Here is a 12,889-nt window from a genome sequence, read left to right on the forward strand (position 1 = left end):
ACAGATATTCATTCTACGGATTGAAGTTGATCTCGACCGTTTTCCTTCGAGTTATAAAGCGATTTATCAACATTTCTTAATGTGCTCTGCAAGGATTCCTCTTTAGAAAAAGCCCCTACACCTGCGCTAAGGGTGATCTTTCCAACAATAGGAAACGAATGGTTTCTAACTTTTTGGAGCACTTTATCAGCAAGACTTTTAGCAGCGGTGATACCTGTATTTGGACAAACAATCAGGAACTCCTCCCCTCCCCATCTTCCTACACAATCGGTAATTCTGACGTTTTGTTTAATAACATGGGCCAGTTCGACCAACACCGAATCACCCACCATATGTCCATAGGTATCATTGATGGTTTTAAACAGATCTATATCCATAAGAATAATGGACGATTCAACGCCATAGCGATCCAGACTCGCCTTATTCAGCAGTAACATTTCATCCGTTTTCACTCGATTATAGAGACCTGTCAATTTATCCGTCACAGATAAAGTCTCAAGCTCTGAATTTAACATTCTTAATTTTGAGTAGTGATAAAAGAAGGCAACGGTCAAAACAAACAACACCGCCAAGATCTTCCAAAGAAGACTATAATCAAAAGCTACTTCTTGCTTAATAGATACCCATTTATTGAAGATGGCTTGCAACTCCACCTCACTGATATTACTCACCAAAACCTCAAAAACATCTCGAAGCTGCGGCTGATCACTGCGGGTTCCGATAGCCAGCTTCACGCCTTCATCAAGGCGTGAAGAGACCTTAAGAACACCGGTAAAATCTTTCTGTATTGAATTGGCTATAACCATTAAATTATCGATATATCCAAACAGCTCACCACTTTCAACGCGCCTCAGGCCATCTGAAATCGAATCAACATCAATAATGTTAATGCTATCAAATTTAGCCCTAAGTGTTTCAGCGATCGCATAACCTTTAACAATTCCAAGTTTCTTATCCTTCACTTCATCGATATTACTGATAAAAAATGTATCTGTTTTTGTGGCCATGACGATGGGAAGGTCAATATATGCCGATGTGAAATCCATGAATTTTTCACGCTCGGGTGTCGATGAGGCCAGAGAAAAAATATCACATTCACGTTTTTCTGCTTTGGCGATCGATTCTTGCCAGCTCTGCGTTTCAACCAAACGGACAGGAACAGGAAGATGTTTCTCAAAAGTGGCAAAGACATCCGCAGCAATTCCAATATGCTTTCCGTCGTGGATACTCTCAAATGGCATCCAATCAGGATCAACACACATGGTGATCTCCTTCTTTTCTTGCAGGTATAGCTTCTGCTTGTCCGTGAACTTTACACCAAGGCCAAATTTACGAAGAGCTTCCTCAAACATAAAATCACCCAGCTCCTGATCCTGTTGTAACAATCCACTATACTGGAGTTGATCCACCGCCCGTAAGCTCAAATCTTTATTGGTTGCTCCAATTTCAAAAAAATCCAGAAGCATCATCTCTCTGGTAACTTTGGCTTCAAATTGCAGAGCCTCTAAACTTTTTCGTTTTGAGTATTTATCGAAAATAACTGAAATAGTTTCATCGGGATGGGAAAGGGCATAATTCCAACCTCGGTTGGAAGCATCAATAAATTTCTGCGTTCTATCCGGGTGATTTAATGCTTCAGAGTATGAGGTGAACACATTGACTGCACTCATCACGAAACCATAGTCAGCAGGGTCAATGATGTTGTACTCGATATGTTGCCGATTCAGTTCATAAAGTTGATTTGTCCTGAATACAGTCACTGCATCGACCTTATGCTGAATGAAATCATTCATATCAAAGGTATGATCTTTGAATACCGTGTTTTTTCTATTTACAAAAAAATGATTCAGCATCAAAGCCAATGAGCTATATTTTAATTCATTGCTGGTACCCATGATTGTCTTGCCGATAAGATCATTGGGAGAATCAATCTCTTTGGATGCAACAATAACAAGGGGTGACTGCTGAAAATATGTCGCCAACAGGATAATGGGTTCAAGTTTTCCATTATTGATGACAACACTAGAATTATGAATGCCATAATTGGCTTTTTGTGAAAGCACATTCTCAACCGGATCATCACCTGTCTCGTATTCGCGCAGTTCCACATCAAGACCAACATCACTATAGAACCCTTTTTCTCTGGCCATAATAAAACCGGCATATTCGAACTGATACTTCCACTCAAGCTGTAATGAAACTTTTTCCAGAGGCAGTGCTGACCCAATCATCGGAGAGAAAAAAATAAACATGATCAGTAAGCATGTCGCGCAAACGATATTCTTTTGGATGCGTAGAAAATTCATCATGAAACCGCCGCCCTATTTTCTGTTTACTGAAATCATCATACTTCTATCGGTAGAGGGTTCACTGAATGAAGTCTTACAATGACGAAAGAAGTCTTCTGATAACAGTATAGTTTATTTTTGGATGAGTTGCTTCCAATTCTCCGGCCAGTCAGCTTTGAACTCAAGAGACTTACCTGTAATCGGATGATCAAAACGCAGGCGCCAGGCGTGCAGCATGAGGCCACGGCCGCCGAGGGATTTGTAGGCGGTGAGTTCATCCTTTTCGGCATATTTGCCATCACCAAGAATGGCGTGCCCCTCATTCTGTAGCTGCACACGTAGCTGATGGGTGCGGCCACTATGGGGGTTGAGTGCTACCATAGCGTAGTCCAATCCACCGCGATGAAAGTGCTTCATCACCTGATAATCGGTGACCGACTCTTTGCCCTCTTCTGAATCAATCACCATGCGCTCACCACCGCGCACGATGCCTTTGGCGAGTTTTGAACTCATGCGCCCGGCATGGGCGAAAGGGAAACCGGCAATCAGGGCAAAGTAGGTTTTCTGCATATCGCGTTCGCGAAATGACTCGGTGAGTTTGCGCAGTGCCTCCAGATTCTTGGCCATCAGCAAGACACCGGAGGTGTCACGATCAAGACGGTGGGCAAGCCTGAGATCAACCAGTCCTCGCTGTTCTTTGAGCGCTTCGATCAGCCCTGCATCGTGACCGGAACCGCCGTGCACCACTAAACCTGCCGGTTTGTTCACGACCAGCAGCCACTCATCCTCGAAAAGGATCGGCAACTGCTCCACTTTTCTGAGCAACGATGTCGGTATTTGCGTCTCATCCTGAGGTTCGGGTTCGCGCAGACTGACCGGCAAAAAGATGAGATCACCACAACTTACGCGGGATTCGGGTTTCACCCTTTTTTTGTTTACACGCACATTGCCCTTGCGAATCAATCGCAAAATCAGTGAGCGCTGGCCCGGTCCGAGGTGGCGAATGAGTACCCGATCAAGGCGACTTCCATCTTCATTCTGGTCTATTGTTAACATGCCGTTTTCGTGCATTTTTGTTGCCAAACCGCCTTTGGGCTATAGAGTCGCATCGGTATGCAGCGAGCTCCGTGTTATCCTGCATCACACGATAATCACCAACGCACAGGCAATAGTAGTGATTTGTACTCGGGAATCCCAGCCTCCGACATAAGTAGATGGCAGGGTTACTTTTTTTTCCGGTATTGTTCTGAGCGTATCGATGTCATGTGATCGTTTGCCAACGTTGAGCCTGCATAAATAAAAGAAAGTGTTTGAAAGACTTTAAGCTTACCAACCCGAATTAGCGCGGCTGGAAGCGAACATAGATGTGACTGAATAGTCCATAATTATCAATAACTGTATGGGATTTTTCTATCTTAGGCAGTGTGACTATTCGGCCTTTTGGCAGAGCTGTTCTATGCAACCGGTCTGCCACCGATCTGTAATTCAGAGGTCTCTCAAACGCCAAAAGGATGATGGCGTGACTGCACCAAAAAAACTCATGCTCATCAATGCAAACCACGACGAAGAGAGTCGTGTTGCCATTGTTGAGGACGGCTACCTGCACGAACTGGATATCGAATGTGCCAGCAAAGCCCTGACCAAAAGTAATATCTACAAGGGTAAAATCACCAAAGTCGAGGCGAGCCTGCAGGCTGCCTTTGTCGAATACGGCTCCAATCGACAGGGTTTCCTCTCTCTTAATGAGATTCACCCCGACTACTGGAAAGATGGTGTCGATAAATCGGCCAACCCTCGCAACCTCTCGATTCAGGATATCCTGCAACCGAAACAGGAGATTCTGGTTCAGGTTGTAAAAGAGGAGCGTGGCAATAAAGGCGCCGCACTGACTACCCAGATCTCTCTGGCCGGTCGCTATCTGGTTTTAAGCCCCAACACCACACGTGGCGGTATTTCACGCAAGCTCTCAGATGAAGAGCGTCGCTCGATGAAAGAGATTCTCTCGCAACTGGAAGTGCCGGATAACATGGGACTGATCATCCGCACTGCCGGTAAAGATCAGAACCTTGAAGCGCTACAGCGTGACTACAGCTACCTGCGCCGCCTCTGGGATGAGATTCGCATCAAGAGTGAAACCACCCCATCCCCTGCCCTGATCTACCTTGAGGGTGATCTGGCAACGCGCGCAATTCGTGACCACTTCTCCGATGATGTACAGGAGATCTGGGTTGATAATCATGAGGTCTACACCCACACCAAGGCGTTTGTACACGCTGTGCTACCGGGTAAAGAGAAGCTGGTTAAACTCTATCGCGGCAAAGTACCACTGTTCCGCAACTACAGCATCGAATCGCAATGTGAAGAGATTCATGAGCGTGAAATCCGTCTGCCATCCGGCGGCTCGATTGTACTTGATCCGACCGAAGCGTTGACCTCAATCGATATCAACTCCTCACGTGCCACCAAAGGCAAACATATCGATGATACCGCTCTGGCCATCAATCTGGAGGCGGCTGAAGAGATCGCCCGCCAGCTGCGTATCCGTGATATCGGCGGCCTGATCGTGATCGACTTTATCGATATGGCCAGTCGCAAACATGGCCAACAGGTTGAAGAGCTACTGCGCAAGGCGTGTAAAACCGATAAAGCACGCATCCAGTTTGCCCGCATCTCCCGTTTCGGTCTCCTTGAGATGAGTCGTCAGCGTTTGCATCCATCGGTACGCGAATCCACCACAGAACCCTGCCCTCGCTGTCAGGGTCGCGGTTCTATCCGCACGGTTGAATCGATGGCGCTGCAGATGCTCACACGTATGGAAGATTGGGCAGAGGCAGGTAAGAAACCGACCCTGATCGTGCAGGTACCATCGGATACCGGCGAGTACCTGATGAACAACAAACGCGCCAACATCGCCCGCATCGAAGAGGTCAATGAAGTTCAGATCACCCTGCAGATCAGGCCTGATCTCGATATCCCTCACTACCGCATTGAGCGCCAGTGGAGCGAAAATAATCAGCAGCGTGTTGAAGTGCTTGAAGACACCAGCAAAAAGATCAAACCGCCACGCTCAGGTCGCAAGCTTAAACCTGTGAAACCGGTTGTAGGCATTCCAACGCCTCCGCCGCCTGAACCTGAAGTGAAGAAAGATGGTCCTCTGAAAACGTTGATCAACATGCTCACCGGTGCCAGTCGTAAAGAGAGGCTGCAGAAAGAGGCAGCAGAAGAAGAGCTTCGCCTGAAGAAGGAGGCGGCTGCCAACAGTCGCAAACGCCGTAGCAGTGGCAGTGGCAACAGAAGTCGCCGTCGCCCTGCCGGCAACAGTGCGGCAAAAGCAGCTGAAGATAGCGCTGCAGTTCACAGCGATCAGCCACGCAGTGAAACGCAGAGGCCTAAACGCAAACGTAAGCCCAAGCCTAAGGTGGAGAAATCTGAAACTGCCCAAACTGAAACTGTTCAGGCTGAGGCTGGTGACAATGGTGAAACCTCTGAGGCTAAACCACGCAGGCGCAGACGCCGTCGCCGTCGCCCTTCCGGCAACAGAGATGGCGCTCCAGTGCAGAGCCAGGAGAACAACCAGAATGGTGGTGGTGAGAGTAGTGCAGCACCTGCCACTCAGAATGATGACCAGAAACCGGCCCGAACAAGGAGATCGGCTAAGGTGAAGAGCCCTGACACTGCTGCCCCTCAGGAGAGCCAGCCACAAGCTTCTGCTCCTCAGGAAAGCCAGTCGCAAGCTGCAGTTCAGCAGGAGAAGAAGCCTGAAGCTGCTGCGTCTCAGGGCGAGTGAGCAACACCGGCTCACCCGAACCACTGATTATCACGGTAGAACGTGATCAGGATGGTAAACGTGTCGATGCGATTCTGGCTTCAGGTAGTGAACTGAGCCGGAATCACATCCAGCAACTGCTTAAGGATGGATGCATCATCGATGCATCCGGAACAGCAATCACCCAACCTTCACGACGTGTTCTGGAGGGTGACTGCTTCACCATCAATCTGCCGCCTGTGCAGCCGCTGGAACTGAGTGCGGAAGATATTCCTCTGGATATCCTCTTTGAGGATGAACATCTGCTGGTGATCAATAAAGCGGCGGGCATGGTTGTGCACCCCTCTCACGGCCATGATCATGGTACGCTTGTGCATGCCCTGCTGCACCACTGCTCCGATCTGCCCGGCATCAATGGTAAAGAGCGGCCCGGCATCGTGCACAGACTGGATAAGGATACCTCCGGCAGCCTGCTGGTGGCTAAAACAGAAATCGCGCACCGCCGACTCACCGAGATGTTTGCCGCCCACGATCTGGACCGCCAATACGTAGCATGGTGTCGCGGAACAACGAACTGGCGCGTTAAACGCATTGAGCTGCCACTGGGCAGACATCCTCAGCAGCGCCAGAAGATGGCTGTAGTCCTGGCTGGCCGCGAGGCGATCACCGATGCCACTGTGGAACATCTCTACGGCCCCTTTTCTCAGATGCGTCTGCAGCTGCATACCGGCAGAACCCATCAGATTCGTGTGCATCTTACCCACGAAAAACTACCCATTCTCGGAGATCCTGTTTACGGGCGCAGCTTCAATCCCGGCTCAAATATACCTGAACCGACACGTAGCCTGATCCGTGCACTGACCAGACAGGCACTGCATGCCGAGTTACTCGCTTTCACTCACCCTATCACCGGCGAGCCGATGCATATCACAGCACCACTTCCCGATGATCTTCGTAAACTTGATAAGGCGATGCGCCAGAACTATGGCTGAGCAGCTGCTTCGCTCTGAACTGTTCAATCAGTTTGGTATCACCGCAGTTTTTACACAACGCACGGGTGGTTTCAGTCCACCTCCATTTGGCAGCTTTAATTTCGGCAGCGGCCTTGGCGATGCTGAAGCTAATATTGACAGCAATCTGAACCATCTCGTTAAAATCGCGGGACTCAATAGCCTGCCACATCAGGTGATACAGGTTCATGGTAGTGAGAGTTACCGCTGCAGTGGCCCCGGTCAGATGCACCGGCATGAAGCCGATATCCTGATCAGCCAGCAGCCGGGCACAGCCCTTGCTGTACGCACGGCAGATTGCCTGCCAATTCTCTTAGCAGATCCGCAAAATGGCATCATCGCTGCGGTGCATGCCGGCTGGCGTGGCACTGCTGCGAGAGTGGTTTGCCGTGCTGTGGATGAGATGATCAAACTTGGTGTAACAGCAGAAAATATCATCGCATCACTTGGCCCATGTATAGGCCCATGCTGCTTTAAGATTGGCAGAGATACCGCCGATCTGCTTGCCAGCAGCAGCGCAGGCGCTGAAAGCTGTATCAGTGATGGCATTGAACCAAATGCGGACATTCAGGCCATCAATCGTCTGCAGCTACTGCAGCGCGGTTTAAACGAGCAAAGAATTGAGACTTTTTCTGCCTGCACGGCATGTGATTCTGAGCACTACTACTCCTACCGCAGGGATGGCAAAAGCAGCGGCCGTCATCTGGGCGTTGTCGCGCTGCCATCTACACCGTAAACTCCGCAGCTATGAATATCCGCCTCTTTAGCCATCTATCGATCATCTCTATGCTGCTCATCTTATCAGGCTGTGCCTCCGACGAAGCATATGATAAAGCCGGTGCGGAAAAACAGTACGATGCCGCCAAGCAGAAGATTAACCTGGGGCAGTACAATGCCGCAGCCTTTGATCTTGAAAAGTTCAGTGCAACCTTCCCCTACAGTAGCTATGCAACCAAAGGTGAACTGCTGCGCATCTTCTCCTCCTATCGCGGTGGCGAGTACATTCTCACTGAAACCTTAAGCAACAGCTTTATTGAACGCCATCCCAAACATAAACATGTCGATTATGCCAAGTATATGCTGGCAATGAGCTTTTACATGCAGCGAACCACCAAAGAGCATGATCAGACACACAATAAAAATGCGATTAATAACTTTGATCGACTGATCAAAGAGCACCCGGCCAGCAAATATGCCAAGGATGTAAAACCCCGCATTCAGAAGTTATACAACACGATTGGCGAACATGAACTGGAAGTCGGAAAATACTATTTTGACCGTGATCGTTATGTCGCTGCGGCCAACCGTTTTCAGAAGGTTGTTAAAGAGTACCAGACCACCTCGGCTATTGAAGAGTCACTCTACTACCTTGCCGCCTCCTACGCTGAGATGGGGCTGGCAAAAGATGCCCGCCAGATGGCAACACTGCTCAGACATAACTATCCCAACAGCAGTTGGAGCAGCAAAGCCGAAGATTTCCTCTGAGTTGATCAGAGCGATATAAGTGCTGCGCTTCCTGAAACAGCGACCACTCCAGACTATAGCAGTGATGATGACACTGCTGCTCAGCGCCTGTGGTGGCGACAAACAGGATATTCATCAACTACTCGATGCACGTGATCAAGCGGTCAGCAGCCGCAACATCAGCAGCTACAGTGCCCTGCTGTATCATGATTACAACCACAATGGTCAAACCACCTCGGATCTACTGGCAAGGGTTGAAGCGCTGTTTTTTCAATTTGATGAGATGGAGATGAGTTCCAGCGATCGCACCATCTATTTTATCGATGATAGCCACGCCCAGTGTGAACAGACTTATATACTCAGGGTCAAAGCTGATGATGAATGGAGGGCGATTGGCCAGCGCGAACGCCTTGATCTGACCAAATCAGCAGATGGCTGGAGAATTAGCGGCGGTCTTTAAGGCTCTTCTCTTTCAAACCCGTCACTTCGACCACAAATCACCGGGAAAATCGTCAACCATAATCGCTTTTCTCACAGCCTCTTTTGCAGCCAGTAGCAGATTACCCTCCTCTCTGCTGATCTTCTCAGCCGTCACAACAGTTTCGATCCACTCTGCATAAGCGATATCCGGTGCATAGATAAAACCGGCAGCGCGAAGTTTCTTCTCAATCGGTTCGACTTGTATGGTTAGTTGCATGGCGTGATGCAGGCGGCCTGTCAGGTCATCTTTATCCTCTGAGCTATAGATACCATCAACGAGCCGGTCACGCGCAGCTGAGGGTTCGGTAAGCATGCTGGCCACTTGATGGGTCAGATGATCAGCTGGTGGTTTGCGGTGTGCTCCAAGGGGAAAAGCCCAGGCGCGCATCTTCCATGCCACAGGGCGCAGAGGAAAGTTACGAATGATACCATCCAGGGCCTGCTGCACCTGGTAGAGGGCAAACTGGCATGACCAGTGCACCAGCGGCAGATCTGCTCTGCATCGCCCCTCATCCTCAAATCGTTTGAGCACGGCTGAAGCCAGATAGAGATATGCCATGGCATCAGCAAAGCGGCCTGATATCGACTCCTTGCGTTTCAGAGCACCTCCCAGTGTTAACAGTGCCAGATCTGCCATGGCGGCCATGGCGGCACTGTAGCGAGCTATCTGACGATAGTAGGTGGCAGTTGGCCCTGCTACCGGAGAAGGGGCAAACAGGCCTCCTGAAAGACCATAGAGCACTGCCCTGGCTGCATTGCTAATGGTGTAACCAATATGTGACATCAGAGCACTGTCAAAGCGGATAAGTGCCTCATCCCTGTCTTCTAACGAAGCAGCTTCTATCTCCTGCTGCAGATAAGGGTGACAACGCATCGCCCCCTGCCCGAACACCATCATACTGCGGGTCAGGATATTGGCTCCCTCCACGGTAATGGCGACCGGAATCGACTGATAGGTACGACCAAGATAGTTGGATGGCCCCAAACAGATACCGCGTCCACCATGTACATCCATCGCATCATTGATCACCACACGCATGCTCTCGGTCAGGTAACGTTTGGCGATTGCTGTCAGCACAGCCGGTTTCTCCCCCTGATCAAGGGCTGAGGTGGTTAGTCTCACTGTGGCATCCATCATATAGGTCAGGCCGCCAATACGTGCCAGCGCCTCCTCCACCCCCTCAAAATTGCCGATAGATGTTCTGAACTGCTTACGCAGGCGGGCATAGGCCCCGGTTGTATCACAGGCCATTTTACCGGCTGCGGCACTGAGTGAAGGTAGTGAAATGCCACGGCCAATGGAGAGCCGCTCCACCAGCATACGCCACCCTTTACCGATCATCTTCTCTCCACCAATCACCCAATCCAGAGGAATAAAGACATCCACGCCACTATTCGGGCCATTTAAAAATGCGATATTCAACGGATCATGGCGGGCACCAATCTCGATACCGGGAACATCGGTTGGCACCAGCGCGCAGGTAATGCCCAGATCCTCCTGATCCCCCAACAGATGATCAGGGTCATAGGCATGAAATGCCAGTCCCAGCACTGTAGCAATCGGGCCGAGGGTGATATAACGCTTCTCCCAGTTCAGCCTTAATCCCAATCGCTGCTCTCCTTCAAACTCGATATTGCAGACAATGCCTGTATCGGGAATTGAACCGGCGTCGGAGCCGGCATCCGGGCCTGTCAGTGCGAAACAGGGAACCTCAACACCGGCGGCCAGACGCGGCAGATAGTGATCCTTCTGCGCATCGGTTCCATAGGCCATAAGCAGTTCGGCCGGACCCAGTGAATTGGGCACCATCACCGTAACCGCAGCTGCACCACTGCGGCTGGCGATCTTCTGAATCACACAGGCATGACCATAGGCTGAAAACTCAAGGCCGCCATAGGATTTCGGGATAATCATGGCGAAGAAACCGTTAGCCCGGATATAGCTCCACACCTCAGGAGGCAGGTCTCGCAACTCATGGTTGATCTGCCAGTCATCGAGCATGGCGCAGAGCTCATTCACCGGCCCATCAAGAAATGCCTGCTCCTCACTGCTTAACTCTGCTTTGGGGGTTTTCAGCAGTATATCCCAATCAGGATTACCCTGAAAAAGCTCTGCGTCCCACCAGACGGTTCCCGCCTCCACCGCATCACGTTCGGTCTGTGACATCGGCGGCAATACTTTACGGATATATTCCAGCACCGGGCCGCTGACCCGGTTTTTACGAATCTCATCAAAACCTAACAGGAGAAAAGCCAGCGCGATCAAAATAAAGAATATGATACCGATTGTCATATACATACCTGCTCCGAGGAGCAGAAAATCAGAAATGGTTAACAAGGCAAGCCAGATATGCAGAGATAGTTTCGTGTTCGCCAATAGGAACAGAACTCCGAGAAACAGGGCCAGAATCAGAATCCACAACATGGCAACCTCCTGAGGTTTGGTGAGAGGAATCAAAGCATTTGTCTATAGTATAGCTGTGAATCTTTCATTCACCCAATAAAAAGGGGGCCAACAGGCCCCCTTAGATCATTTATCCGTTAAATTAATAGCGGTAACTAAGTGATGCCATGATGATATGGGCATCTCCTGTATAAATACCATTTTTTACCGTATTAGGTGACCCGGGATAGGAGCCGACAGTTGATGCAGTCTGGTTTCTTGTCTTGATATAAACGTAGGCATAAGCCAGATCAATTGTTGTATCCGGATTCACATCATAACCGTGGCCGATCGAGACGATATGCCGATCATTACCCGGTACAGATGGTGAGAAATCGGCATCCCTGATAGGTGTAGGCGAAAAAACATAACCGATACGGGCTCTCAGGTGAGGAAGATATTTCCACTCTGCACCCGCTCTAAGGTCAACGGTTGCCTTCCAGTTCTGTGGCAGATCAGTCTGCCCGGTAACAGGGCCCCCTAAGACACCCTGGAGCGCGGATAGCTGAGCACGGTAGAGGGCACTGTTATAGCGAATATTGATTGCATCATAGGTTTTCCAGTTCACCCAGTCGGCATCCAGACTAATTGACAACTGATCATTCGGCATGAAAGCAAAACCAACATTTACCTGATCCGGCAATGTTACAGAGGTAGTGGCCGATGAACTGGTTGCACCCGTCAACGCTGCAAAAGCGCCCTGGGCCCGCGCAGTCCCCTTAAGATCCACTTTGATTTTGCTGCGATAGGTGACACCGAAGTTAAAACCATCACCCTTATAGAATATAGAGGCATTTCCACCCCAACCATCACCGCTACCGCTCAAATTCTGGGCTGTGTTGTTTAGATCCACTTGATTCATATAAGCGTAATCCACGCCGACGGCAAAGGAGAGTCGATCAGAAGCCTGAAAAACAACACTCGGATTAACCATCACCATATTGATGCGGGAAAAGGTGTTTTTTCCGGCAAAGGGCGTTGTTGTCGGCCAATCCGTCTCAAGACCAAACGGAGCGTTAATGCTTAAAGCCGCACCAAGTTTTGAACCCTCATCCCAGTATGTGAAATAGGCATGGGGAACGAAAAAGGTTCCATCATTCGCTTTAATGGTTGTAGCACGCTCATATTGGTTGGTTGTAAGGATCACATCGCCACCAACCATAATCGCTCCACCCTTAGTAAACGCCACACCAGCAGGATTATGCCATGCCGCAGAAGCATCATCCGCTACCGCAGTAAAGGCGCTACCCATACCGCTCGAACGGGTTGCCATCTCACCAACCATAAAACCGCCAGCCTGAGCGCTCTGCAATCCACAAAATGTCAGAACTATAAACCAGATAAACCGTTTCATAACACTCCCTCCTCCAAAAAATTAGTGCAACAAAAGTAGCATAGACAGTAATCTCCCTACTTGCAAACGGGTTTTAAGTGAAGC

General features: G+C 49.6%; 9 protein-coding genes. 5 read left to right on the top strand and 4 right to left on the bottom strand.

The features are described 5' to 3' along the window. Positions 1-8: 8 nt before the first annotated feature. Together F3F96_RS06265 and F3F96_RS06270 are read right to left on the bottom strand one after the other, a co-directional pair. Complete coding sequence (locus F3F96_RS06265) at positions 9-2,309, bottom strand: diguanylate cyclase (protein WP_241697684.1); 2,301 nt, start codon at positions 2,307-2,309, stop codon at positions 9-11. 111 nt (positions 2,310-2,420) lie between these two features. Then, positions 2,421-3,344, bottom strand: coding sequence for an RluA family pseudouridine synthase (locus F3F96_RS06270; RefSeq protein ID WP_241697685.1), 924 nt, complete (start codon positions 3,342-3,344; stop codon positions 2,421-2,423). A gap of 463 nt (positions 3,345-3,807) precedes the next feature. Here F3F96_RS06270 and F3F96_RS06275 point away from each other — a divergent pair, with 463 nt between their 5' ends. From F3F96_RS06275 to F3F96_RS06295, 5 genes are all read left to right on the top strand, one after another. Then, positions 3,808-6,075, top strand: a complete 2,268-nt coding sequence (locus tag F3F96_RS06275) for a ribonuclease E/G (RefSeq protein WP_370465510.1) — start codon at positions 3,808-3,810, stop codon at positions 6,073-6,075. Then, positions 6,072-7,046 carry an RluA family pseudouridine synthase gene (locus F3F96_RS06280; RefSeq protein WP_176962397.1) on the top strand — a complete coding sequence of 325 codons (975 nt, stop codon included), beginning with the start codon at positions 6,072-6,074 and terminating at the stop codon, positions 7,044-7,046. The genes F3F96_RS06275 and F3F96_RS06280 overlap by 4 nt, the downstream gene beginning before the upstream one ends. Then, the gene (gene pgeF, locus F3F96_RS06285; RefSeq protein WP_176962398.1) at positions 7,039-7,800 is read left to right on the top strand and encodes a peptidoglycan editing factor PgeF; all 762 of its coding nucleotides are present in this window, start codon (positions 7,039-7,041) and stop codon (positions 7,798-7,800) included. Before F3F96_RS06280 ends, pgeF begins: the two co-directional genes overlap by 8 nt. Before the next feature lie 11 nt (positions 7,801-7,811). Further along, on the top strand, positions 7,812-8,549 hold the full coding sequence (locus tag F3F96_RS06290; RefSeq protein WP_176962399.1) for an outer membrane protein assembly factor BamD: 738 nt from the start codon (positions 7,812-7,814) through the stop codon (positions 8,547-8,549). A 61-nt stretch (positions 8,550-8,610) separates the two neighbouring features. Continuing rightward, entirely contained in the window at positions 8,611-8,988 is a 378-nt protein-coding gene (locus F3F96_RS06295; protein ID WP_176962400.1) for a hypothetical protein, read from the top strand. 21 nt (positions 8,989-9,009) lie between these two features. Here F3F96_RS06295 and F3F96_RS06300 read toward each other — a convergent pair whose 3' ends face one another. Both F3F96_RS06300 and F3F96_RS06305 read right to left on the bottom strand, forming a co-directional pair. Further along, a complete protein-coding gene (locus tag F3F96_RS06300) occupies positions 9,010-11,433 on the bottom strand; it encodes an acyl-CoA dehydrogenase (RefSeq protein ID WP_176962401.1) in 2,424 nt (807 codons plus the stop codon). Between the two features lie 121 nt (positions 11,434-11,554). Then, positions 11,555-12,805 (bottom strand): OmpP1/FadL family transporter, encoded by a 1,251-nt coding sequence (locus F3F96_RS06305; protein ID WP_176962402.1) that lies wholly within the window; start codon positions 12,803-12,805, stop codon positions 11,555-11,557. Between the last annotated feature and the right edge of the window lie 84 nt (positions 12,806-12,889).

This window comes from Mariprofundus sp. NF, from assembly GCF_013387455.1.
In the GTDB taxonomy this organism is placed as follows: domain Bacteria; phylum Pseudomonadota; class Zetaproteobacteria; order Mariprofundales; family Mariprofundaceae; genus Mariprofundus.

Excerpts from the sequence above, each read along its gene's own strand:
- pgeF (WP_176962398.1), top strand. The coding sequence starts at position 7,039 with ATGGCTGAGCAGCTGCTTCGCTCTGAACTGTTCAATCAGTTTGGTATC.
- F3F96_RS06305 (WP_176962402.1), bottom strand. The coding sequence starts at position 12,805 with ATGAAACGGTTTATCTGGTTTATAGTTCTGACATTTTGTGGATTGCAG.
- F3F96_RS06270 (WP_241697685.1), bottom strand. The coding sequence starts at position 3,344 with ATGTTAACAATAGACCAGAATGAAGATGGAAGTCGCCTTGATCGGGTA.
- F3F96_RS06265 (WP_241697684.1), bottom strand. The coding sequence starts at position 2,309 with ATGATGAATTTTCTACGCATCCAAAAGAATATCGTTTGCGCGACATGC.
- F3F96_RS06300 (WP_176962401.1), bottom strand. The coding sequence starts at position 11,433 with ATGTTGTGGATTCTGATTCTGGCCCTGTTTCTCGGAGTTCTGTTCCTA.
- F3F96_RS06290 (WP_176962399.1), top strand. The coding sequence starts at position 7,812 with ATGAATATCCGCCTCTTTAGCCATCTATCGATCATCTCTATGCTGCTC.